This is a genomic window from Streptomyces sp. NPDC037054 (genome assembly GCF_055606745.1).
On record NZ_JBVJSJ010000006.1, the window covers coordinates 269,646 to 292,997 of the forward strand.

Genomic DNA, 23,352 nt, shown 5'->3' on the forward strand with positions numbered 1-23,352 from the left:
AGGCCGAAATGTCGAACGCACTGGTCCTGGACGGACAGTGCCGCACTGCGGAGCCGCGCAGCCGCGCAGCCACCCGGCCCATCCCCGACTTGGAGGCAACAGCCATGGGCTCTCATGCCCTGCTCAGAACCGATGTCCGGCGCAGGATCCGCGTCCTGCTGCCGACGCTGGTCGCCGTCGCCCTCGGCGCGGCCGGCGCACTGGTCGCGCCGCCCACCGCACACGCCGCCGAGAGCACGCTCGGCGCGGCGGCGGCGCAGAGCGGCCGCTACTTCGGTACCGCCATCGCCTCCGGCAAGCTGGGCGACTCGGCGTACACGACGATCGCGAACCGCGAGTTCAACTCGGTCACGGCCGAGAACGAGATGAAGATCGACGCCACCGAACCGCAGCGGGGCCAGTTCAACTTCACGGCCGCCGACCGCGTCTTCAACTGGGCGGTGCAGAACGGCAAGCAGGTGCGCGGCCACACCCTGGCCTGGCACTCCCAGCAGCCCAGCTGGATGCAGAACCTCAGCGGCAGCGCGCTGCGCCAGGCGATGATCGACCACATCAACGGCGTGATGGCCCACTACAAGGGCAAGATCGCCCAGTGGGACGTCGTGAACGAGGCCTTCGCCGACGGCAGCACCGGAGCCCGGCGCGACTCCAACCTGCAGCGCACCGGCAACGACTGGATCGAGGTCGCCTTCCGCACCGCGCGCGCCGCGGACCCGGCCGCCAAGCTCTGCTACAACGACTACAACGTGGAGAACTGGACCTGGGCCAAGACCCAGGCCATGTACGCCATGGTGAAGGACTTCAAGCAGCGCGGCGTGCCGATCGACTGCGTCGGCTTCCAGGCGCACTTCAACAGCGGCAGCCCGTACAACGCCAACTTCCGCACCACGCTCCAGAACTTCGCCGCCCTCGGCGTCGACGTGGCCGTCACCGAACTCGACATCCAGGGCGCCTCGGCCTCGACCTACGCCGCCGTGACCAACGACTGCCTGGCCGTGCCGCGTTGCCTCGGCATCACCGTCTGGGGCGTGCGCGACATGGACTCCTGGCGCTCGTCGGACACGCCGCTGCTGTTCAACAACGACGGCAGCAAGAAGGCCGCCTACACCGCCGTCCTCAACGCCCTCAACGGTGGCACCACCACACCGCCGCCCTCGGGTGGCGGTCAAGCGATCAAGGGCGTCGCCTCGGGCCGCTGCCTGGACGTGCCCAACTCCAGTACCACGGACGGCACCCAGGTCCAGCTGTGGGACTGCACCGGCGGCACCAACCAGCAGTGGACGGCCACCGACGCCGGTGAGCTCAGGGTCTACGGCAACAAGTGCCTGGACGCGGCCGGCACCGGCAACGGCGCCAAGGTCCAGATCTACAGCTGCTGGGGCGGCAACAACCAGAAGTGGCGCCTCAACTCCGACGGTTCCATCGTCGGCGTCCAGTCCGGCCTCTGCCTCGACGCCGTCGGAGCCGGCACGGCCAACGGCACGCAGATCCAGCTCTACTCCTGCTCGGGCGGCAGCAACCAGCGCTGGGCCCGCGCCTGACGAGGCCCGTCACACACGAAAGGGTGCCCGAGCACCGGCACCACGGGTGGAGCCAGGACCTTCCTGGCTCCACCCCGCCCGAGGGGAAAGACATGTCCGCCCACCTCTACGACAACCCCGTGATCAGCGGGTTCCACCCCGATCCGAGCGTGTGCCGGGTCGGGGACGACTACTACCTGGTGTGCTCCAGCTTCGAGTACTTCCCCGGGCTCCCGCTCTTCCACAGCAAGGACCTCGTGCACTGGGAGCAGATCGGCAACGTGCTCGACCGGCCCGGGCAACTCCCGCTCCCCCTCCCCGGCGCCAAGGCGTCAGGAGGTCTCTACGCCCCCACGATCCGCCACCACGACGGCCGTTACTGGGTCGTCAACACCAATGTCGACGGCGGCGGCAACTTCGTCGTCACGGCCGAGCGGCCCGAGGGGCCGTGGAGCGACCCGGTGTGGATCGACCTGCCCGGGATCGACCCCGACCTGGCGTGGGAGGAGGACGGCACCTGCTGGTGCGCCTTCTCCGGCCCCGAGGGCGGCATCAACACGGCCAGGATCGACCCGGTCGGCGGCGAGGTGCTGGAAGGGCCCTTCGCCACCTGGTCGGGCAGCGGCCTCAAGTACCCCGAGGCGCCGCACCTCTACCGCATCGGCGAGTGGTGGTACCTGCTGATCGCCGAAGGCGGCACGGAACGCGGCCACAGCGTGTCCGTGGCCCGCGGCCGCTCACCGCGCGGCCCCTGGGAGGGCGCACCCGCCAACCCGCTGCTGTCCCACAGCGGCACCGCCCGCCCCATCCAGAACACCGGTCACGCCGACCTGGTGGAGGCTCCCGACGGCAGCTGGTGGATGGTGCTGCTCGGCGTCCGCCCCCGCGGCTTCACACCCGACGTGCACGTGCTCGGCCGCGAGACGTTCCTGACCCCCGTGGAGTGGGCCGCGGACGGCTGGCCCGTCGTCGCGCCCGTTCCCGAGAGCCATCCGGCCCCGGACGGTGCCTGGCACCCCGTCGCGCCGCCGCCCGCCCGCGACGACTTCGACGGGCCCGCCCTCGCGCCGCACTGGATCTCGCCGTTCGCCCGGCCGGACGGCTCCTGGTCGCTCACCGAGCGCCCCGGATGGCTGGTCCTCGACGCCACCGGCCCCACACTCGACCGCCCGGGGTACACCTTCGTCGGCCGCCGCCAGCAGCACCACGACTGCCGCGTCACCGCCCTGATCGATCCGGGCACGGGACGCGGTGGTCTCTGCGTGCGCCTGGACGAGGCCCACCACTACGAGGTGGAGGCGGGCGACGGGGAGGTCGCCGTCGTCGCCCGGATCGGGCCGTTGCGCCAGACCGTGGCCCGCCGGACGGTCCCGGCCGGGCCGCTGACCCTCGCCGTGACGATCCGGACGTCCGGCCTCGTGCCCGCGTCGGCCGAACTCACCCACGGCCGGACCACGGGCCCGGACACCATCGCCTTCTGGCTCGGCGATCCCGGTGGCCCCGACGCCCCGGCCGCCCGGCCGCTCGCCGAACTGGACGGGCGTTACCTGTCCACCGAGGTCGCCGGCGGCTTCACCGGCCGGGTCATCGGCATGTACGCCACCGAGGGGACGGTCGCCTTCGACTGGTTCGCGTACGGCCCGGTCCCGGCACCGCCCGTATGACGCCCCGGAGCGCGGGCGGGCGGTGCGCCCCGAGGGCACCCGCCCGCAGCCGGCTCCGACCCCGGTCGCGGTGCCTCCCCGGCTCCCGGAAGACCTCCTCGCCGGCTCGGCTAATCTGTCCCCCATGCCACCCCGACCAGCCGGATCGCGCCCGACCCTGTCGCTGGTGGCCGAGACCGCCGGTACGAGCGTGCCCACCGTGTCCAAAGTGCTGCGAGGCGGAACCGATGTCTCGGCGGAGACGCGCGCACGGGTCATGCAAGCCGTGCGGGCCGTCGGCTACACCCGCCGGGCCGGCTCCAAGGGCGACCGCGCGCGGGACGAGAACGGCTGGTCGAACGTGCTCGACCTGGTGGTGACCCATTTCGAGGGTTCGTGGGCGAACCTGCTGACGGCGGGGGTGGGGCGAGAAGCGGCGGGAGCGGGGCTCGACGTCGTCATGACCCTCGCCGACCCGCACAGCGACTGGGTGTCGAGGGTGCTGAGACGACGCACCCTCGGGGTGATCGGCGCGCTGGTCGATCCCGCCTCGGCGGAATTCGGCGCGCTTTTCGCCGCGGGCGTCCCCGTGGTGCTGATCGACCCGATCAGCACAGCGCCGTCGGGCGTGGCAAGTGTCGGCGTGGCGAACTGGGAAGGCGGCCGCATGGCCGCCGAGCACCTGCTGTCCCGCGGCCATCTGCGGATGGGGGTGGTCGCCGGCCACGCACGGCATCTCTTCAGCAGGGCCCGCGTCGACGGCTTCCGGGCGGCGGCCGACACGGCGACCGCCGGCAGCGCCTCGGTGTCGGTGGCCCACGGCGGATGGAACCGCGCCAAGGCGGCGACCGCCACCCACACCCTGCTCGACGGCGACCCGGGGATCACGGGCATCTTCGCCTGCGCGGACTCCATGGCACTCGGCGTCTACGACGCGATCGGCGCACGGGGCCTGCGAGTTCCCGAGGAGATCAGTGTCATCGGCTTCGACGACCTGCCCGAGGCGCAGTACATCACTCCCGGGCTGACGACCGTCAGACAGCCCAGCACCGAGCTGGGTGCCGCGGCGGTCAAGCTCCTGATCGAGATCTCCCGGGGCGAGGGCGGCGGCCTCCGTCCCCCCGCCCGCACGGAACTGGCCACCGAACTGGTCCTCCGCGCCTCCACCGGACCCGCCCCGGCGACCGCGACGCGCGGCCGGTGACGCCGGCGGGCGGGTCGCCCGGTCTCATCGCGGAGCGGTCGTCACCACCTGGAGGACCAGGCGGCTCGGACGGGCGGCGCCCTGAAGGATCGTGTACTCGGCCACGGCCGGCCGCGCGGTCGCACCGTGCGGCTCGAAGGCGTTGCGTCCGACTTCCCAGCGGGGAGACGAACTCGGAGCGATGTCGACGCGCACCCGGTGGCCCGGCAGAAACGTGTGCGCCGTCGACCAGAGGTCCACGACGAACTCCTGATCCCGGCCCGGCTCGAGCGGCCGCCGGGCGCCCAGGCCCGTGACCGGGTCGACGGACCGCGCCGACCCCCGCTGCACGCCGTCGGTGACGACGCGGCTGCTGCCGTCCGGATGCTCGTCGCACAGCCGCACGACCACGTCCGCGTCCGTTCCCGTGGCCACGAGGTGGACGACGGCACGGACCGCGCCCAGCACGGTGAGTTCCGCGACGAGCGGGTCGGTGCGCCACGAGGCCACGTCCTGCCGCGCCTCGATCACCGCCTGGTCGGCGGGCCCCGCCTCGAACGGCCCGAAGAGCAGGACCGCACCGCCGCACGTCGGCACCGGGGACGCCGGGTCACTCGTCAGCCGCCGTGCACCGCTCGCGCCCGGGTCGGCCGAGAGAGTTCCCTCGGCATTGAGGTGGAGTTCGAGCGTCCGCGCGTCGCGCGGCGGGAACTCGTCCAGTTCGAGCCAGCGGTTCGAGCCCATCAAGAACACGCACACCGGCGGCGGATCCGCCGCGCCCGTGCCCAGGACCGCGTCGAACCACCGCACGTGCTGCGCCGTCAGATCCCCGCGTCCGCCGATGTCGTCGGCGGACGCGCCCGGCCCGAAATCCACACCGGCTGCCCGGCCCGACAGGTCGTCATGCGTCCAGGGGCCCACCAGCAGACGGGGAACCGGCCCGCCGACGTCCTTCGCGCGGCGCAGCAGCCGCCGGTGGATCTCCAGGGTCGATCCGAGGAAGACGTCGTACCACCCGCCGATCAGGAAGACCGGGACGTCGACCGCGTCGATCCGGTCGACGATCTTTCCCGCGCGGTGAAGCTCCGAGCCGAGCGGCTCCCGCAACCGCTCCAGACCCCACTCGACGATCGCCTCCGCGTCCCGTCCGGGATGCGGGGCCCCGGCCCGGAACGCGTCGCCGGTCGTGATCGCGCGCTCGGTCGCCTCCCACCGTTCCCGCTCGGCCTCCTGCTCGAGCGTGTCGGCGACACGCGTGATCATGTCCGGGGCGATCGCGTAGTGCGTCCACGTGAGGGTGCTTCCGGTCTCCGGCACCCCACCGCGGAACCGGAAGCCGTCGAGCGCCGACATCGCCGGCGTCATGGCGGGAGCGATCGCCCGCAGCGCCGGGGTGCCTCCCAGCAGGGCGCCGAACTGGGTGTCCGAGGCGTAGGACGCGCCCCACATGCCGACGGCGCCGTTGCATTCGGGGCGTGCCGCGAGCCAGGCCACGGCGTCGGCGCCGTCGGCCACCTCCTGCGCGCAGGGGTCGAACACGCCCTCCGAGCCGAAGCGGCCCCGTACGTCCTGGAGTGCGACGAGGTAACCGGCGGCGACCAGGCGCCCGACGTCGACCGTCCCGTCGCGCTCCTCCCGCGTCACGTCGTAGGGGTGGCGGGTCAGCAGGGCGGGCCACGGCCCGGTGCCGTGCGGAAGCAGCAGGACGGTCCGAAGCCGCGTGCCGTCCCGCAGGGTGCAGGTCACCTCGTGGCGCTCGGCGACCGGGTCCGGCGATGCACGGGCGTCCTCGGGGACGGGGCTCACCCCTTCACCGCGCCGGTGAGGCCGCCCACGATGCGTTTCTCGAAGACCGAGAAGAAGACCAGCGCGGGCAGCATGGCGAGCGAGGTGAACGCGAGCACCTTCGCCGTGTCCGTGGAGTACTGGGAGGAGAACGCCTGGACGCCGAGCGGCAGGGTGTAGTTCGCGTGCGAGTTGAGAACGTACAGGGGCAGGAGGTAGTTGTTCCAGCTGCCGACGAATCCGAGGATGCCGACGGTGACCACACCGGGCAGCGACAGCGGGACCACCATGCGGAAGAAGAACCCGAGCCGGCTCATGCCGTCGATCGCGGCGGCCTCCTCGATCTCGTCCGGGATGGCTCTGAGGAACGGCACGAGGATGATGACGGTCGTCGGCAGACCGAAGGCGATCTGCGGGACGATCACGCCGAGCAGGTTGTCGACGAGGCCGAGGTCCTTGACGACGAGGTACAGCGGCGTGATCGCGATGACCATCGGGAACATCAGGCCCGCGGCGAACAGCGAGTACATCGCGCCCTTGAACCTGAAGTCGTAGCGTGCGATCACGAAGCTCACCATCAGACCGAGGGCGACGATGCCGACGGTGCTGGCGGTCGCGACGATCAGGGAGTTGGCGAACTCGCCCCAGAACTCCGTCGACTTCAGGACGCCGGTGTAGTTGCCGGTCACCCAAGGGCTCGGCAGCCCGGCCGGGTCCGTGGTGATCTGTGAGTTGGTGCGGAATCCGCCCAGCACGATGTACAGCACCGGCGCGACACAGACACCGACGAAGAGCAGCGCGACGAAGTAGCTGACAGGGCTGCCCCCTTCCCTCCTGTACCGGCGGCCGGCGCGTGCCTTCGGCCCCGGCGCGTGCGGCGGCCGGGAGGCGGTGGTCGTCGCCGTCATCACACGGTCCTTTCGGTGACGGCGCCCCGGAGGTCGCGGCGCAGGACGAAGCGCTGGTAGATCAGCGCGACGACGAGCGAGATCACGAACATCACGACCGCGACGGCGCTGCCGTAGCCGTAATTGCCCGCGTTGCGGCCCTGGGCGAGCATGTAGATCGCCATGGTCGACGTGCCCGCGGTGCCCGAGACGTACTGGCCCCAGATGATGTACACGAGGTCGAACAACTGCAGAGAGCCGATGATCGACAGGAAGGCCCAGATGCGGATCGTCGGCCCCAGCAGCGGCAGCGTGATGCGGCGCTGGACCTGCCAGTAGGAGGCGCCGTCGATCTGCGCGGCCTCGAAGATCTCCTCGGGGATCGACTGCAGGCCGGCGAGCATCAGGATCACCGCGAAGCCGAGGTACTTCCACGTGATGATGGCCATCAGCGTCCATATGGCCAGGTCCGGGTCGGCGATCCAGTCGGCTTGCAGGGAGCCCAGGCCGATCCGGCGCAGCAGGTCGTTGACGGCCCCGTCGCTCTGGAGCATCAGGCTCCAGCCGGTGCCGACGATGATCTCGGAGATGATGTACGGCACGAAGACCAGGACGCGGATGGCCGAGCGGCCGCGGATCCTCTGGTTGAGCAGGAGCGCGAGGACGATCGCCAGAGGGCCCTGGACGACCAGTGAGAGCACCAGGATCAGGCCGTTGTGCCACAGGACGCCGTGGAACGCGGGGTCGGTGAGGATCAGCTCGTAGTTGTTCAGGCCGACCCAGTCGGTGGGCTCTCCGTAGCCCTTCCACTGGTAGAAGCCGTAGTAGGCGGCGAGCGCGACCGGGAAGACCACGAACGCCAGGAACGTGATGATCGCCGGTGCGGACAGGACCGCGATCTCCAGTCGCAGCCTGGCACGGCCGCGGCGGCGCGTGGCCGCTCGCGGCGGTGCCGGGGGCGGGGTGTCGTTCATGTCTGCTGCCTCAGCCCTTCTCGGCCGCGGCCCTGACGTCCTTGACGATGTCGGCGGCGGAGCCCTTTCCGGCGAGCAGGTTGACCACGGCGACGTTCATGGCGTTGCCGACGTTCTGGCCGTACACGGTGTCGAGGAACTGCATCGAGTAGGCGGCCTTGTTGAAGGCTTCCAGGGCCGAGATGTTGTACGGCTCGGTGACGACCCCCTGGGCCCGCTTGTTCACCGGGATGGTGTCGAAGGCCTCGGCGTACGCCTCCTGCTGCTCCTTGGTCACGACGAACCGGAGGAAGTCCAGGGCCTCCTTCGGCGCGTTCCTGGAGAGCGAGTATCCGCCGGCGCCGCCCATGATGGCGGTCGGGTCGCCCTTGCCGTCGGGCACCGCGGGGAAGGGGAACCAGCCCAGGTCGGGGAGCGGCTTCTTGTCCGGGGTCAGGTCGGCGATCACACCGGGGTTCCAGTTGCCCATGAGTTCCATGGCCGCCTTGTGATTGGCCATCATGCCCGCCGAGGACCCGGCGCCCTGCTGCGACGACGCCGTCAGGAAGCCCTTCTGGAAGGGGTCGGTCTCCAGGAGATCGGCGAGGTCCTCGCCGGCCTCGGTCCAGCAGGGGTCGTCGAACGTGAGCGACTTGGCGGCCTCCTGCATCGTTTCCTGACTGCACTCGCGCAGGGCGAGGTTGTAGTACCAGTGCGCGGCCGGCCAGGCGTCCTTGGCACCGACCGCGATCGGCGCGACCTTGATCGCCTTCAGCTTCGCGACGGCGTCCTTGAGTTCCTCCGTCGTCGTCGGCGGCGCGGTGATGCCGGCCTTCTTGAACAGGGTCTTGCTGTAGTAGATGCCCTCGGGCTGCGTGTCGAGCGGCATCGCGTAGACCTTGCCGTCGATCGAGACGCCCTCGAGGGCTGCTTCGCCCACGTTCGCCCTGTCGGTGTCGGTCAGCTCCAGCGCCCGTATCTGGCCGGCGTCGACCATGGCCTGCATCTTGCCGCCACCGCGCTGGAGGAAGATGTCGGGCGCGGAGTTGGAGTTGAGCGCGTTCTGCAGTTTGCCGTCGAGGTCCTCGTTCTGGACCGACTGGACCTTGATCGTGAGGTCCGGGTGCAGGGCGTGGTACGCCTTCGCGGCCTCCCTCCAGAACTCCACACCGCGCCCCTCCATCGCGTTCGTCCAGAGCGTCACCGTGCCCCGGCCGCCGGACGCGCCGCCGTCTCCGTCGCCACCACCGGCGCAGCCGGCAGCGGCGAGTGCGATGCACACGCCGATCGCGGCAGCGGTCGCGCTGCGGGTCTTCCTCGTCATCGTGGAGCTCCCTGATCTGTCGTCAGTGATCCGACTGCCCGTAATGTTGCGCAAATTAATGGACCATCGGCGAAGCAGGAGCAAGGTCTACCGCTGAAAATGAATCCCCAGCAACATGGAGTTTTCGCAAGTTGTTCAATCGTTACCGAGGTGGGTCCGGTGCGATCGCCCAAGATGCACGTCGGAGGAGAGAGCGCCGTGGGCGGGCGGCACGCGTTTCCGGTCCCACGGCAGAGGACCCCCGGCCTGTGGCGGGGGTCCTCTGCGGTGAGCGCGGTGTTGTCAGTGGCCGGCCGCAAGTTCGCCGCTGAGCTTGTCGTGCAACCGGGCGCTGGGGGTGTTGAGGTCGGTGATCGCGACGGACTTGCCGCGCCGGGCGTACTTGGTCTCCACGGCGTCGAGGGCGGCGACGGACGAGGCGTCCCAGATGTGAGCCTCGCTCAGGTCGATGATGACCGTGTCGGGGTCGCCCGCGTAGTCGAACCGGCCGACGATGTTGTGGGGGAGGCGAAGAACATCTCGCCGGTGACCGGTAGATGACGGTGGTGCCGTCGGGGTCGAGGACGGCGGTGACGTCCGCGAGGCGGGCGACCCGCCGGGCGGAGACGATCACGGCGGTGACGGAGCCGGCGACGACGCCGGTGGCGAGGTTGTGGGTGGCGACCACGCAGGCGACGGTGATCAGCATGACGCCGGTCTTCCCGGCGGGCATCCGCTTCAGCGTCTTCGGGGCGACGGAGTGCCAGTCGAAGGTCGCGAAGGACACCGTGATCATGACCGCGACGAGGGCGGCCATGGGGATGTCGGACACGACCGGGCCGAAGGCGATGCAGAGCACCATCAGGAACGCGCCCGCCAGGAAGGTGGACAGGCGGGTCCGGGCTCCCGAGACCTTCACGTTGATCATGGTCTGGCCGATCATCGCGCAGCCGCCCATGCCGCCGAAGAAGCCGGTGACGATGTTCGCGATGCCCTGTCCGACCGACTCGCGGGTCTTGTCGGAGCGGGTGTCGGTGATGTCGTCGACGAGCTTGGCGGTCATCAGCGACTCCATCAGGCCGACCAGCGCCATGGCGAAGGCGTACGGGGCGATGGTGGTCAGGGTGTCGAGGGTGAATGGCACGTCGGGCAGGCCCGGAACGGGCAGGGAGGACGGCAGATCGCCCTTGTCCCCGACGGTCGGTACCGCGATGGCCGCGCCGATGGTGACGACGGTGAGGACGACGATCGAGACGAGCGGCGCGGGGATCACCGTGGTGATCCTCGGAAAAAGGACCATCAGGGCCAGGCCGCCGACCACCAGCGGATACACGGCCCACGGCACGCCACGCAGCTCGGGGACCTGGGCCATGAAGATCAGAACGGCCAGGGAGTTGACGAATCCGACCATGACCGAGCGGGGGATGAACCGCATGAGCTTCGCCACCCCGAGGGCCCCGAGGACGACCTGGAAGACGCCGGCCAGGATGACGGCGGCGATCAGGTACCCGAAGCCGTGTTCCCGGTTGAGCGGGGCGACGACGAGGGCGATGGCGCCCGTGGCGGCGGAGATCATCGCCCGGCGGCCGCCGACGATCGAGATCACCACGGCCATGGTGAACGAGGCGAACAGGCCGATCGCCGGGTCGACCCGGCGATGATCGAGAACGAGATCGCCTCGGGGATCAGGGCGAGCGCGACGACCAGGCCCGCGAGGACCTCGGTGCGCCAGGCCTTCGGGTCGGAGATCCAGTCGGGCTTCAGACCGCGCAGACGCGCGGCCGGGGATACGGCAGTGGCAGCGGAAGACAAGGGAGACGGAACCTGTCGTGCTCGGGCACACCCCTGCGGCGGGCCGAGGCGTGCGGGAGGACGCGGAGGGGCCGGGCCGGCACCCCGCGAGCGGCCCCGTGCCTATGGGACCGGAAGCCGAAGACGGACGGGTGACCGCCGTCGCCCACCACGACGGCGACCGCCTCGACGCCGCCTGGGCGGGCCGACCCACGGGCGCGGCCGTGCCTCACGTCCGGAGGCGAAGCCTCATGGCGGACAGACGGCGGCGCCGGGCGTCATGGGCTCGCGCACGCTTCTCACCTGCAAGAATCGGGTCTTCGCCGGGGGCACCAGTGGCCCCGACACGGCAATGGTGAGGCAGCGGCACGCCAGCCTCACCACCAGGAACCCTACCCTAACGTTAGGGTAGGGACGGGGCGGTGCCCACCGGCCGAGAACGCCGCCGACGAGTCGGGCCGGAGGATCACGGGCATGGACGACAGGCACATGCGGATCGGCGAGGTCGCCGCGAGCACGGAGCTGTCCCTGCGCACCCTCCGGTACTACGAGGAGACCGGCCTGGTCGTCCCCTCCGCCCGCTCCCGGGGCGGCTTCCGCCTCTACACCGAGAACGACGTCGCCCGGCTCATGGTCGTCCGCCGCATGAAGCCCCTCGGCTTCACCCTGGACCAGATGCGCGACCTGCTGGATGCCACCGACCGGCTCGACGCCGACGACACGCTCGGCGCCGAGGAGCGGGAGTCCCTGCTGGACCGCGTCCGCACCTACCAGCAGGCCGCGGCCGAACAGGTCGAGAGACTCCGGGTCCAGCTCGCGCGCGCCGAGGACTTCGAGGACAGCCTCCGCAGACGCCTGCCGTCACCCGCCCGCTCCACCGGCCCCTGACCGCGCAGGTCGGCACGTGCCCGGCATCGGGCCGGTCCGCCCCTCGGCGAGGACGGATTCGACACCCTCCGACTGCCCCGGAAACGAACGGTCCTACTCTCGGTGTTCGTCCCAAGACGTGTTGTACCAGCCCCTGAAGGACTCCAGCAGCGCGGCGAGAGCGGCGCCAACCCGAGGGTCCTGCCCGGGTTCGTGGAGCAGTACGGCCTCCGAGGCGGAGGGTTTGTGTTCCATGACCATGCGGCCGGCCGCACGCCACTTCACCCGTCGCGGGGCCCGGGGCAGGTCGCCGTTCTGGAGCAGTGCGCCGATGAAGAGGGGTGGAATCAGGGGGGACAGCAGCCAGGTGACGGCCCACCAGAACAGGCGCCCCTTGTAGCCCACCGCCTCTGGCCCTCCGGGCTGCGAGACCGTCCAGCGGGTTCGCAATCCCCCTCTGAACGCCTTGCGGCGCGTGATCGTGCCGATGATCTGTCCCTGCGGGTCGAGCACCAGGTACGTGGCACGGCCGCCCTGCGCCGACTGCGTGACCACGCGGGCCACTTGCCGGTCACGCAACGGGGTGTCCCACAGCGAGAAGGCACGGGCTCCGGACTTCCGCGCGGCCAGGTAGGCGGGTATGCCGCCGGCCGGCAGTTCGCGTTCCACGTAGGCGAGTACGTTTGTCGCCTGTTTCGGTCCGTCCCCGATGTGGATCGAGGCGTGGATCGGCGCCTGGGAACCCGCCGGCTGCCCCTTCCCGGGCAGCGCAGACGCATGGAGGTATGGCGTGATGTGGACGGCCATGCTGCGTGCTCCTCTTGGGCAGAGACGGCTTGGGCAGAGACGGCGAGCCGGTCAGGACGAGTGGGCGGGGCTCCGGACACCCCTGCACCGGGCCGGCAGTGCCGGGGGCGGAGGCGGTCCGGGGACCGTCGTCGCAATCTTGGCATGACCCTGAAATCCCTTGAGAACGAGGGCAACGCGCGAGGACCGCGCCCGAGTCCGAGGACCCGGACCACCGGCGAGCCCGGACCGCGCACCGATGAGTTTCCTGCGGCACGCTGGTCCAAAGGGCGAGAGACCCGTGAAACGGAAGGCAGGGCCGTGCGGAAACTGATCTACGGCATGAACGTGACCCTGGACGGCTACATCGCCGCGCCCGGCGACGACATCGGCTGGAGCGGCCCGCCGAGCCGCGAGCTGTTCCGGTGGTGGCTCGACCAGGAGAAGGCCTGCGGCCTGTCGCTGTACGGACGCAAGCTGTGGCAGACGATGAGCTCCTACTGGCCGACCGGCGACCAGCAGCCCGACGCCACCCCGCAGGAGATCGAGTTCGCGCGGAACTGGCGGGACGCGCCGAAGGTGGTGTTCTCCTCGACGGTCGACAGGGTCGACTGGAACACCCGCCTGGTCACCGGCGACGCGATCGCCGAGATCACCCGGCTCAAGGCCGAGGACGGCGACCCGATGCAGATCGGTGGCGCGACGCTCGCCGGAGCGGCCATGCGCGCCGGCCTGATCGACGAGTACGCCATCGCCGCCCATCCGGTCCTGGTGGGCAGGGGCACGCCGTTCTTCACCGCGGTGGACAGCTGGGTGAACCTGAACCTCGTGGAGACGCGGACGTTTCCCGGTGGCGTCGTCCTGAACCGGTACGAGACCAGGCGGTGAGCGTCACTTCGGTACCGGGCGGCCGGCACCCGCTGTGGCCATCGTCACGGGCGTCGGCGGGGACCGTTGCGTACGCTGAACGCGGTCGTTCTGGGGGGAAACCGCCCGGACGTACCACGCGTTATAGGGTGTCGAAACAGCCCTTGACCTGCAATAACGCAGGCAGGGAGCCTAATTGTGGGAGTGCCCCGATGCTGCGAAGCATGTTCAAGTCCAAGATCTAGCATTTGGGCGTCTTGCAGGTCAGAGGCTTGATGACTCCACTCAGGTCAGCAAACGGTCAGCATCGGGCGCGGGAGCGTCCCAGCTTGCTGACCGGTGGCCGCCAAGACGGGGGGCCTCGACAGGTCATAGGCTCCCGCTTGGGACGTTCCCTGGTACTCGACAGGTCGACCGCGGCATGGGTCTTAACCTCGCCAGACCCGGTGTCCTTCTTGTCCACTGTGCCGGCGCCATTGGCCTCGGCTTCGGTATACCGCGACCGGGAGAGCGGAAGGTCGTCGCGGTGTCGGCCCAGGCTACGCACGATGCGCGAGTAGTCACAGATACCGAGCAGAGGAACCGGGGCGTCGCTGAGGAGCAGGTAGATGACGGTACGTGCCTGCCGAAAGATGTTGAGACCGTACCGCGGAGCATGTTCAGTTCCTTCTGCCGGAGGGCGAAGGAGAGGCCGAAGCGCTTGTCCTTGAGGCATTCGGGGATCCAACTGCTGCGCGTTCGGCCAGGGGGTGACGCTGCAGGGAAGGCAGTGCCGCTCATCTGCTCCAGTGCGAGAAAGCTGTCGGCCAAGTGCTGGACGATGGTGAGGAGACCGGTTATCCCGAGTTCCTCGCGGAAGGGAAGAGGCCAAGGACCGCAGAGCGGGCTGAGTCGGTGAGAGCCGGAACAGATGGAGGCAGACCACAGCGAAGAGGCTGGTGAGGACGAGGGCCGTTCGTCCTCTATCAGGAGGGACCCTGCTGGCCGGGGGGGGCAGAAGTGCCGCACTGGGCTCAGAGCGACTAAGTACACACAAAGGGCCCCGGTGAAACTGTGTACGATGTCAATAAACTTCTCCCTGGAGTGCGAATTTCGGTCCGTGTACGCTGGGGGTATGACGGACAATGCCGCTTCATCGGCTGGCCCTCTTATCACCGGTTCCGAGATCGCTCGGTTGGCGGGGGTCACCCGGGCCGCTGTTTCTAACTGGCGTCGGCGCTATGACGACTTCCCGGCGCCGGCGGGGGGCGCCGCGACCAGTCCGCTCTACGCGCTTGCGGAGGTCCAGGCGTGGCTGGACAAGCAGCGCAAAGGCCAGGAGGTGTCACCCGAGGTCGAACTGTGGCAGGCCATGCGGGCGGTGTACGGGGAGCAGACAGTCACGGGACTTGCCGGGGTGGCCGGGATGCTGGCCGGAGAGCATGAGCTGGGGCTGCCGGACGGCATCGCCACCCGTGTGCGGAGGCTCGCCCGGACCGAAGGGTCTGTCGACCTCCTGAACGGGCTGACGGAACGTTTCATGGATTCCGCCCGGCGTGCGGGATCGGACCAGGTGACTTCCGAACGCGTGGTGCGTGCCGTGCGTCACTTCGCTCCTGAACTACCGAGCAATGCCACGGTTTTCGATCCCGCATGCGGGATCGGAGTGCTACTCCTGTCCGTTGCGGCCCATGCGGGAACGCGTTGCTGCGGTCAGGAGGCAGATGCTGACAGCGCTCGTTTCGCGCAACTCCGCGCCGACCTTCTGGGGCGATCGAGTGTGCGTATCGTGGCAGGTGATTCCCTCCGCGCGGACGAATGGCCGGACCTCAAGGCGAACCTGGTCGTCTGCGACCCGCCGGCCGGTGTGACCGAGTGGGGGCGGGAGGAACTGCTGCTCGACTCCCGCTGGGAACTCGGTACCCCGTCCAAGGCCGAAGGGGAACTGGCGTGGCTCCAGCACGCCTTTGCGCACACCGCGCCCGGCGGCCAGGTCCTCATGGTCATGCCAGCCTCGGTCGCGTATCGCAAGGCAGGCCGCCGTATCCGGGCGGAACTCGTTCGCCGGGGCATCGTGCGCCAAGTGGTCGCCCTGCCAGCAGGGACGGCGACCTCGCACGCCCTGCCCGTTCACCTGTGGTGTCTTCAGCGCCCCGAGGGCACGGGAACCGCGGATACGAACCACACCGTGCGCATGATCGACCTGACCGGCAACAGTCCCGACGGGAGCCTGGAACCACGCCCCGACCAGGTCGCCGACGTGCCGCTGATCGAGCTCCTCGACGACACCGTCGACCTGACGCCCGGCAGCCATCTGCGGACGCGAAACCGGGACTATCCCGCTGAATACGCCGCCCTGCGCAAAGAGTTGGAGGAGCACATCCGCCGACTCGCCGCACTGCTGCCCGAGCTCGCGCCGGGCGGCGGACCGGGCTCCCTGGACGGCGCCACCACCAGCGTCGCGGACCTCGCCCGCGCCGGACTCGTCGCGTACGACGGGCCGGAACCGGTCTCGGCCAGCGAGCAGCTCGACACGGACTACCTGCAGGGTTTCCTGCGCAGTTCCGTCAATGCTCGCCGGAGCACCAGTGCCAGTGGGACCTACCGCCTCGACGGCAGGGGCTCACGCATCCCTCGCATGGGCATCGACGAGCAGCGTCGGTACGGCTCCGCCTTCCGGACACTGTCCGCCTTCGAGGAAGGGATGCGCAAGGTCGGCGAGCTGAGTCGGGAGCTCACCGAAATCGCCCGCGACGGCCTCTCCACGGGAGCCCTGGCGCCGGAGAAGTGAGGAGGTGCGGGGCGTCTGGCGCGGGCCCCGCAAGCTCCGCACGGGCCGCAGCGGGCGGCTGGTCAGGCGACGTGTGGCAGGAACGGGCTCGGAGCTCCGCTCCATGTGACGCTCAGGGCTTCGCGAGCGCGGGTGCAGGCGACGAAGAGGAGGCAGCGCTCCCGGAGCAGGTCCGCTTCGTGCTGCATGGGGTCCGCCTCGCGCGGGGTGACCTCCCGGGTGAACGGGACGGCGCCCTCGCCGGTGCCGAGGACGGACACCGCCCGGAACTCCAGGCCCTTCATCGCGTGCATCGTCGCCAGCCGCACCCCCTCGGCGCTCTGCGCGGTCTGACCTTTGACCCGTAGCACGGGTATACCGGCGGCCTTCAGCTTCTCCTCCGCCGAGTCCAGAGAGAGGTTGAAGCGCGCGCACACGCCGATCTCGTGCGGTGCCAGGCCCTCGTCCAGCAGTTCCCGCACCCGGTCCACCAGGGCCTCGGTCTCCTCCTGCCGTGTGGCGTAGCCCTGTGCCTGGGGGTGGCGCCCGTGCAGCAGCGAACGGTACCCGGCGAGCGAGTCCGTGTCCTCGCCCTCGAGCGCGTCGACCGTGACGGGCGACAGGAGCCGCGCCGACCAGGCGAGGATCTCCTCGGTCGAGCGGTAGTTGACGCGCAACCGGAAGCTGCGGCCGGCCGTGGCGATGCCCAGGGACCCGAGGGACACCCGGGAGTCGTAGATCCGCTGGTGCGGGTCGCCGGTGACGAACAGATCATCGGGACCCGGGGACACGGCGGCGCGCAGCACACGCCACTGCGCGGGGTGCAGATCCTGTGCCTCGTCGACCACGACATGGCCGTACGGGGCCGGCGCCTCGGCGAGGAGATCCGCGGCGCGTGCGCAGATCCCCAGGTGCGTGGTCTCACCGCGGTCCCGCAGAAGCCGCTCGAACCGCTCCACGCCGCTCCACACCTCCCGGCGGCGTGCGGGCCCGAGACCGGTGCCGCGCCCTCGACGACTCACGCCGAGGTAGGCGTCGAGATCGCGGAGGTCCTGGCCGAGGACGACGTGCCGGTACTCCTGCGCCAGGAACCGGGCGGTGAACGGCAGATCGAGCTGCTTGACGACCTTCTCCCACAGCTGCCGCTGCTCCCGGTCCCCGATCGGCCTGGGTGCGGTCGCCGACCCCGCCCGCACCACACCGTGTGCGTAGCCGTCCACCGTGGTCACGTCGACCCGCGCCAGCAGCTTCTCGTCCTCGTCGAGGAGCAGGCCGAGCATGTCGCGCAGGCCGGCGGCGAGCGCGTTCGTGTACGTGGTGAGCAGGATGCGGCTGTCGTCGGAGCGGCCCAGCAGGTGCTTGACGCGGTGCAGGGCCGCCACCGTCTTGCCCGTGCCGGGGCCGCCGGTGACCTGGACAGGGCCCCCGAACGAGGTGCGGTAGGCGACGCGTCGCTGGGAGGGGTGGAGGAAGACCCGCCAGGCGGCGAACGGCTTGTCCAGGGCTTCCTCCAGCTCCTGCGGGCCGGTGACCAGGCGGATGCGCGCGGGGGTGTTGGCGATCACCGTGGCCAGGTCCTCGACCGGCTCGGCGGGCGCGTCGGCGGGCCGGCGGACGGCCACGACGTCCCGGTAGACCTCTTCCGGGCTGAAGCCTTCGGCGAGGTACTGCAGCACCTCCAGCTGGTCCTCCGGCAGGAGCGTGGAGAACGCCTCCAGCTGGGCCTTGTCCACCAGGGAGCGCGCAGCGCGCAGCACCTGGTCGTCGATGCCGAGCTCGCGCAGCGTGCCGTCGGAGATGTGCTCGAAGAGCAGCCGAGGAGCCGAGCGGGCCGCCGTCTCGTACAGCGGCGTGAGCTCGTCCAGGGCGACGGCGTTGCGCACCTCCAGGGCCCGGGTCGCGGAGTTCGCGCTGTACAGGCGCTTCGCGGCCCAGGTGTAGGCGTCGTCGTGCGGCAGCACGTTGACGAGCAGGAACACGTCGCTGCCGTCGTCGGGCGCGAGGACGACGCCACGCCAGAAGTCCGTGATGCGGATGGTGCGCATCCGCCGGTCACGGGCGTTCTCGACGGACTCCAGATGCAGGCCCTTGTCGGCGTTGAGTTCGGCGGCGCTCATGGCCTGGAACTTCGCCATGGCCTTGCGCACTCCGGCTCGGACCGGCTTTTCCAGGGTGTCGTAGCCGTCCCAGAAACTCTGGGCGAAGGCGAGCCGGGGCATATGGTGTCTTCCTTTCCGTCGGGCTGATGGTCACGGTCACGCGGGGGAGCCGGCGCGGACCAGACGTCCGGCGATGTCATGCAGGGCCGACATGAGCTGTCCCGGTTCGCGGGAGAGGTCGACGCTGTGCTGGTAGAGCCGCACACCGCGCCCGTCCGCCTCCACCGCCGTTCCGCGCACCTCGTGGAAGCGCGTGGGCAGCCGTCCGGCCGCGTACACCAGGTGTGCCTCGCGCAGGCCCAGCACCGTGGCGTACGCGAGCACCTGGTACAGGTCGGCGTTGAGGCGGCCGTCGGCCTTTTCCACCTTGTACTTGGCGTCGACGACGGCGATCGGCGTCCGGCCGTCACCGGTGCGCACCACGAGGTCGGGTCGGATCCGCACGAGGCCGGCGGTGTCCAGGTGGTGGGGGTCCTGGAGGCGAGGGGCCAGCCCGTGCTCCTTCAGGGCCTCGCTCAGGGCGACGGTGACGAAGTCCTCGAACAGCTGGTTCATGTCGAACAGGAAGCCGTCCACGGCGAGCGGATCGGCCCCCGGCGGCAGGTGCTCCGGTGAGGAGCCCCGCAGCACGGCCTCGCAGAGCCGCAGAGCCGGCTGGTAGCGCGAGTTGAGGCGGGAGGGCTGCCAGCGTGGCAGATCCTGCCCCCGGACCAGTGGCAGGGCGTCGGCGAGGCGGACCCGCTGGTGGGCCAGACGCCGCCGCACGGGGCCGGGAACGCCGGGCAGCCGCAGCAGCCGCTCGACGGCGGCGCGCAGGATGCGGTTCTCGGCGGTGTCCGCGGTGTAGGCGTCGTACGCGATCTCCACGGGAGGTGTGCGGCCGAAATGCCGCCTGATCTGCTCGGCCTCGCGTATCCGCCCGCGCACCACCAGCGAGGACTCCTCCACCTCCCGGTAACCCTGGAGGACTCCTTGCCGCAGCGCCGCGTCGATCCGCCGCTCCACGGCGTGGGTGAGCGCGGGCACCACGTCGTCGTACGCGCCGGTGTCGACGGTGCCCTCCCGGTCGTCGCGCCAGGCCCGCTCCGGGTCGAGACTGAACCCGAGCAGGAAGAAGATCCGGCTCACCGGGGTCTTGGGCATGATCCGTACGATCGGACCGCCGGGCGTGCGGAGCGCGCCGACCCGGCTCCCCGCCCGCAGCAGCCAGTGCCCGTCCCGGGCGGGGTCCGGAGTGGCGGACTGGAGTATGCCGGAGGCGGCGAGGGCCCGGCCGGCCGCGGCGCCGAGCGGCACGGAGACGGCGGGCCCGTACTCGTGCAGCACCACATCCGGCACGGGTGCGGTCATGCCGGCCGCTCGCGCAGCGAGTCGAGGCCGTAGCGGGCGGCGACGTCGATGCCCTCGCCGTAGTGGTGCTCTTCGAGGAGTGGCAGGATCTTCGTGCGCCAGGTCCGCTCGAGGCCGCCGTCGCGGTACACGCCCGGCTTCATCAGGTACGAGGGGCCGATGGCGAAGTCGGCGTCGTCGATCCGGGAGTTCAGGGCGTCGAGGAGGCGGGCCGGCTCCGGGTCGCGCCCTTCGCGCTCGAGCCAGCGTCCGAGCAGCCCGGCGGTCGGCTCGGTGCGCGGGGACAGCTCCACGAACGCGAAACGGCGCCGCATCGCCGCGTCGACCAGCGCGATCGACCGGTCGGCGGTGTTCATCGTGCCGATCACGAAGAGGTTGGGCGGCAGCGGGAGGTCGTCCCCGGAGTAGGTGAGCCGGACGGACCGGTCCCGGTACTCCAGCAGGAAGTACAGCTCCCCGAAGACTTTGGCCAGGTTGGCACGGTTGATCTCGTCGATGATCAGGAAGTGGGGGATGTGCCGGTTGCCCTCGCGGGAGGCGAGGTCGGCGAGCTCCCGCAGCGGGCCGGCGGTCAGCCGGAACGCCACCTCCCGCGTCTCGGGGTCCTCCACCGGCCGGAACCCCTCGAAGAAGTCCTCGTAGGAGTACGACGGGTGGAACTGCACGATCTTGACCTGCTCCGGTCCTCCCCCGAAGTACTCGGCCAGCTTCATCGCCAGGTACGTCTTGCCGGTGCCCGGCGGACCGTAGAACACCAACTGCTTCTCGTCGAGCAGGAGCTCGCGCAGCTCATGCAGCCACGCCCGGTCGTGGACCAGGAGCTCGGCGGCGAGCGACCCGCTGATCTCGGGCAGCGTCAACTCCTTCGGCACCGGCCGCTCAAGGGTCTCCGCGACCTCCGTCTCGTCCGTGCTGTCCGCCTGACCGGTCAGTCCGTCCAGGGCGTCCAGGACGCCGGTCAGATCGACCACGTCGTGCTGCACGGACAGTTTCTGCCGCAACTCCCCGGGCAGCTCGTCGTACGGGTGACTGTCCGCCCGCCAGGTGACCGACCGGCGCAGATTGGACAGCCCGCCCGGCGACGTGGTCTGTACGGCGTCCCCGGTGATCCGGCCGAGGTACAGCCGGTCGTCGTCGTAGGTGGCCACGGTGTCCCCGACCCGCATCTGCGTCAGGAACGCGTGCAACTCGTCCACCAGGCCCTGCTTCTGGTGGTACGAGGCCGCTCCCTCGTAGCCCTCCTCGACGAAGCGGCGCAACGCGCTCTTGGTCGGATCGGACTCCTCCAGCGGCGGCAGGTGCGCGCCCGACAGCGACACGAACCCTTCCTTCAGCCACAGCCGCCGCACCAGGTTGTGGCCCGAGACGTTCGAGCCGCGCACTAGCCACGCCTTGTGCGGGGGACGCCAGCCGGTGGACAGGTAGTCGGAGAGCGGGTGGCCCTCGTCGGTGCGCCAGGACTCCGGACCGGAGGCGTCGTAGCCGTACACCAGCGCGGCGGCGGCCGACGAGGAGTTGCACTCGATGTCCCGGGTCACCACCCAGCGCGCGGGCGCGTCCTGAATACGGCCGGGGACGGCCGGAGCATCCACGAGGGCGCCGTCCGCGCGGAGTTCCGCCCGGAAGCGGCGCGCGTGGCGGCCGAGCCCCGGCCACTCGTCGGCGGTCACGAGGGACCCCTCCCGCAGCAGGAACTTGTTCGTGCCGTTGCCGCCGAACTCGGAGAGCAAATGCCCGCGCGCCTCGCCGCCCTTGGGTAGTCGAATGAGGAACTCGGGTGTGCCGGGGAGGAGTTCGGGGCGAGTCATCAGTGACCTTTCCGGACGGGCGGCTTCATCGTGACTCGCAGTTTACCTGTTGACGCTGTCAAGAGACTAAGTGTACAAGTAAACGCATGCACAGAATCTGTTGAGAGTGTAACTACTCCGGTCGTAAAGTGTGGAAATTCCGGCGGGGGTCGGAGCGGGGCTGTGAGGGGGAGCGGGTGGCCGATGTTGAGCGGCGCGCGATCGAGGCGGAGTTGCCGTCCGTCATCGCAAGACTGAAAAGCTGCGCCTCGCGCGCGGGGGTGGTCAGTCAGCGGGCCTTCGCGGCCGAGGCGGATCGGCTCGGGCTGAGCACCGATGAACAGCGGCGCGGACTCAGCAAAGGGCTCGCCGAGTTCGGCATCCACGTCAAGCCTCTGCGCCGGACTCCGGGAGCCGCGGGCGGGACGGTTCGCGCGGGAACGCCTCCGCGCCGGACCTTGGTAGCGGCAGGCGAGGCGGCCCCCGTGCAGCCCGCCACCCCGTCCCCGGCCGCTGTCCGGCTGGCCCAGGCCAGGCGGATGCTGGCCCGCTACGCCGACGCCGACGGCTCGGTCGGCAGACTCGCCCACGACGGCGTCGTCAGGCTCCACGGTCTCAGCGCCGCCGAAGCACGCGAACTGACGGCGGAGTTCCCGATCACCCGTCCCCGCCCGCCCCGCACCTCCAGCCGGACGCTCGTCGTCGACGGGACGGGCCGACCCACGCGTCCCAGGGTCGCGTCCCCTGCCTCTCCGAAGCCGCCGGTCGGCAAGAAGCGCGGCGCCCTTTCCGTCGTCCCGGCCACCGACGACGGTGTGCGGGACGCCGTCCGGGCGGCCCAGGCCGTCCTCGAGGACGATCGGTGGCGCCGGAACCCGGGCAAGGCGATCCTCACGGCGGACGAGGAAGTTGGTCTCGCCATGCTGCTGCGGGACGGGGTCGGCGACCTCGACCGCGATGTGCCGAAGGAGGAGATCAAAGCGCTGCCCCGCACCGGCGAGCGGTGGCGTGCCTACGAATGCCTCGTCCTGCACAACCAGCGGCTCGTCTGGAAGATCGCGCAGGGGTTCCAGGGACACGGGCTGGACATCGAGGACCTCGTGCAGCACGGAACGCTTGGACTCATGCGCGCGGTCCGCAAGTTCGACGTCACGAAGGGCTTCAAGCTGTCCACCTACGCGACCTGGTGGATCAAGCAGTCCATCACCCGGGGCATCGCTGACGAGGGCACCACGATCCGGCTGCCCGCGTACATACACGAAAGGGTGAGCAAGGTCTCCGTGGCCGAGCGCAAGCTCATGAACGAAGGCCGCCCGAGGACCGTCGACGCCGTGGCCTACGCGACCGGCCTCACCTTCGCCCAGGTCGAGGAGGTGCGGCGGATCAGCCGGCCCACCGACTCCCTGGACCGCATCATCGGGGAGGACACCGCGCTCGGCGATCTGGTCATCGGGCCGTGCCGACTGCCCGAACCCCCGGTCGTCGTCATCCGCAAGGAGCATCAGGCACGGCTGCGGCATGTCCTGGAGCACCTTCCCGAGCGCGAGCGGCACATCGTCATCCGGCGCACCGGACTCGACGGTGAGGAGCCGGACACGCTCGAGGACATCGGAGTCGTCTTCGGCGTCACCCGCGAACGCATCCGCCAGCTCGAACGGAAGGCCAAGGCCAAGTTGCTCGGCCATCTGATCCGCCACCGGATGGTCGCGTCCCACCAGTGAA

General features: G+C 70.3%; 15 protein-coding genes and 1 pseudogene. 7 read left to right on the top strand and 9 right to left on the bottom strand.

Annotated elements, in window-relative coordinates; all coding sequences use genetic code 11:
* Nucleotides 1-104 precede the first annotated feature (104 nt).
* The 3 genes from ACZ7D7_RS16925 to ACZ7D7_RS16935 all read left to right on the top strand — a co-directional run bounded on the left by ACZ7D7_RS16925 (nt 105) and on the right by ACZ7D7_RS16935 (nt 4,367).
* Nucleotides 105-1,541 (top strand): endo-1,4-beta-xylanase, encoded by a 1,437-nt coding sequence (locus tag ACZ7D7_RS16925; protein ID WP_470825103.1) that lies wholly within the window; start codon nt 105-107, stop codon nt 1,539-1,541.
* Between the two features lie 92 nt (nt 1,542-1,633).
* Complete coding sequence (locus ACZ7D7_RS16930; RefSeq protein ID WP_470825104.1) at nt 1,634-3,184, top strand: glycoside hydrolase family 43 protein; 1,551 nt, start codon at nt 1,634-1,636, stop codon at nt 3,182-3,184.
* 124 nt (nt 3,185-3,308) lie between these two features.
* Complete coding sequence (locus tag ACZ7D7_RS16935; RefSeq protein WP_470825106.1) at nt 3,309-4,367, top strand: LacI family DNA-binding transcriptional regulator; 1,059 nt, start codon at nt 3,309-3,311, stop codon at nt 4,365-4,367.
* 24 nt (nt 4,368-4,391) lie between these two features.
* Here the strand turns inward: ACZ7D7_RS16935 and ACZ7D7_RS16940 are convergent, their stop codons facing one another.
* From ACZ7D7_RS16940 to ACZ7D7_RS16960, 5 genes and pseudogenes are all read right to left on the bottom strand, one after another.
* The gene (locus tag ACZ7D7_RS16940; protein ID WP_470825107.1) at nt 4,392-6,152 is read right to left on the bottom strand and encodes a CocE/NonD family hydrolase; all 1,761 of its coding nucleotides are present in this window, start codon (nt 6,150-6,152) and stop codon (nt 4,392-4,394) included.
* Complete coding sequence (locus ACZ7D7_RS16945; RefSeq protein ID WP_470825109.1) at nt 6,149-7,039, bottom strand: carbohydrate ABC transporter permease; 891 nt, start codon at nt 7,037-7,039, stop codon at nt 6,149-6,151. Before ACZ7D7_RS16945 ends, ACZ7D7_RS16940 begins: the two co-directional genes overlap by 4 nt.
* On the bottom strand, nt 7,039-7,992 hold the full coding sequence (locus ACZ7D7_RS16950; RefSeq protein ID WP_470825111.1) for a carbohydrate ABC transporter permease: 954 nt from the start codon (nt 7,990-7,992) through the stop codon (nt 7,039-7,041). Before ACZ7D7_RS16950 ends, ACZ7D7_RS16945 begins: the two co-directional genes overlap by 1 nt.
* Nucleotides 7,993-8,002: 10 nt before the next feature.
* A complete protein-coding gene (locus tag ACZ7D7_RS16955) occupies nt 8,003-9,295 on the bottom strand; it encodes an ABC transporter substrate-binding protein (RefSeq protein ID WP_470825113.1) in 1,293 nt (430 codons plus the stop codon).
* A 282-nt stretch (nt 9,296-9,577) separates the two neighbouring features.
* Nucleotides 9,578-11,086, bottom strand: a pseudogene (locus tag ACZ7D7_RS16960) (SulP family inorganic anion transporter).
* 453 nt (nt 11,087-11,539) lie between these two features.
* Between ACZ7D7_RS16960 and ACZ7D7_RS16965 the strand changes: the two are divergent.
* Nucleotides 11,540-11,953 (top strand): MerR family transcriptional regulator, encoded by a 414-nt coding sequence (locus ACZ7D7_RS16965; protein WP_470825115.1) that lies wholly within the window; start codon nt 11,540-11,542, stop codon nt 11,951-11,953.
* A 93-nt stretch (nt 11,954-12,046) separates the two neighbouring features.
* Here ACZ7D7_RS16965 and ACZ7D7_RS16970 read toward each other — a convergent pair whose 3' ends face one another.
* On the bottom strand, nt 12,047-12,739 hold the full coding sequence (locus ACZ7D7_RS16970; RefSeq protein ID WP_470825117.1) for a hypothetical protein: 693 nt from the start codon (nt 12,737-12,739) through the stop codon (nt 12,047-12,049).
* Between the two features lie 300 nt (nt 12,740-13,039).
* On the opposite strand from ACZ7D7_RS16970, the gene ACZ7D7_RS16975 reads away from it, so the two are divergent.
* Both ACZ7D7_RS16975 and ACZ7D7_RS16980 read left to right on the top strand, forming a co-directional pair.
* Nucleotides 13,040-13,606 (top strand): dihydrofolate reductase family protein, encoded by a 567-nt coding sequence (locus ACZ7D7_RS16975; protein WP_470825118.1) that lies wholly within the window; start codon nt 13,040-13,042, stop codon nt 13,604-13,606.
* 1,093 nt (nt 13,607-14,699) lie between these two features.
* Entirely contained in the window at nt 14,700-16,355 is a 1,656-nt protein-coding gene (locus ACZ7D7_RS16980; protein WP_470825120.1) for an N-6 DNA methylase, read from the top strand.
* 62 nt (nt 16,356-16,417) lie between these two features.
* On the opposite strand, the gene ACZ7D7_RS16985 is transcribed toward ACZ7D7_RS16980, so the two are convergent.
* Genes ACZ7D7_RS16985 through ACZ7D7_RS16995 form a run of 3 tightly spaced genes read right to left on the bottom strand, consistent with a single transcriptional unit; the run spans nt 16,418 to nt 21,651 of the window.
* Complete coding sequence (locus ACZ7D7_RS16985) at nt 16,418-18,553, bottom strand: UvrD-helicase domain-containing protein (RefSeq protein ID WP_470825121.1); 2,136 nt, start codon at nt 18,551-18,553, stop codon at nt 16,418-16,420.
* A 36-nt stretch (nt 18,554-18,589) separates the two neighbouring features.
* Complete coding sequence (locus ACZ7D7_RS16990; protein ID WP_470825122.1) at nt 18,590-19,843, bottom strand: McrC family protein; 1,254 nt, start codon at nt 19,841-19,843, stop codon at nt 18,590-18,592.
* On the bottom strand, nt 19,840-21,651 hold the full coding sequence (locus tag ACZ7D7_RS16995) for a DUF4357 domain-containing protein (protein WP_470825124.1): 1,812 nt from the start codon (nt 21,649-21,651) through the stop codon (nt 19,840-19,842). Before ACZ7D7_RS16995 ends, ACZ7D7_RS16990 begins: the two co-directional genes overlap by 4 nt.
* A gap of 464 nt (nt 21,652-22,115) precedes the next feature.
* On the opposite strand from ACZ7D7_RS16995, the gene ACZ7D7_RS17000 reads away from it, so the two are divergent.
* Entirely contained in the window at nt 22,116-23,351 is a 1,236-nt protein-coding gene (locus tag ACZ7D7_RS17000; RefSeq protein WP_470825125.1) for a sigma-70 family RNA polymerase sigma factor, read from the top strand.
* Nucleotide 23,352 lies beyond the last annotated feature (1 nt).

Bases quoted from the DNA above. Each gene is read 5' to 3' on its own strand.
- ACZ7D7_RS16925 (WP_470825103.1), top strand. From the start codon at position 105: ATGGGCTCTCATGCCCTGCTCAGAACCGATGTCCGGCGCAGGATCCGC.
- ACZ7D7_RS16930 (WP_470825104.1), top strand. From the start codon at position 1,634: ATGTCCGCCCACCTCTACGACAACCCCGTGATCAGCGGGTTCCACCCC.
- ACZ7D7_RS16935 (WP_470825106.1), top strand. From the start codon at position 3,309: ATGCCACCCCGACCAGCCGGATCGCGCCCGACCCTGTCGCTGGTGGCC.
- ACZ7D7_RS16945 (WP_470825109.1), bottom strand. From the start codon at position 7,039: ATGACGGCGACGACCACCGCCTCCCGGCCGCCGCACGCGCCGGGGCCG.
- ACZ7D7_RS16950 (WP_470825111.1), bottom strand. From the start codon at position 7,992: ATGAACGACACCCCGCCCCCGGCACCGCCGCGAGCGGCCACGCGCCGC.
- ACZ7D7_RS16955 (WP_470825113.1), bottom strand. From the start codon at position 9,295: ATGACGAGGAAGACCCGCAGCGCGACCGCTGCCGCGATCGGCGTGTGC.
- ACZ7D7_RS16965 (WP_470825115.1), top strand. From the start codon at position 11,540: ATGGACGACAGGCACATGCGGATCGGCGAGGTCGCCGCGAGCACGGAG.
- ACZ7D7_RS16970 (WP_470825117.1), bottom strand. From the start codon at position 12,739: ATGGCCGTCCACATCACGCCATACCTCCATGCGTCTGCGCTGCCCGGG.
- ACZ7D7_RS16980 (WP_470825120.1), top strand. From the start codon at position 14,700: ATGACGGACAATGCCGCTTCATCGGCTGGCCCTCTTATCACCGGTTCC.
- ACZ7D7_RS16985 (WP_470825121.1), bottom strand. From the start codon at position 18,553: ATGCCCCGGCTCGCCTTCGCCCAGAGTTTCTGGGACGGCTACGACACC.
- ACZ7D7_RS16990 (WP_470825122.1), bottom strand. From the start codon at position 19,843: ATGACCGCACCCGTGCCGGATGTGGTGCTGCACGAGTACGGGCCCGCC.
- ACZ7D7_RS16995 (WP_470825124.1), bottom strand. From the start codon at position 21,651: ATGACTCGCCCCGAACTCCTCCCCGGCACACCCGAGTTCCTCATTCGA.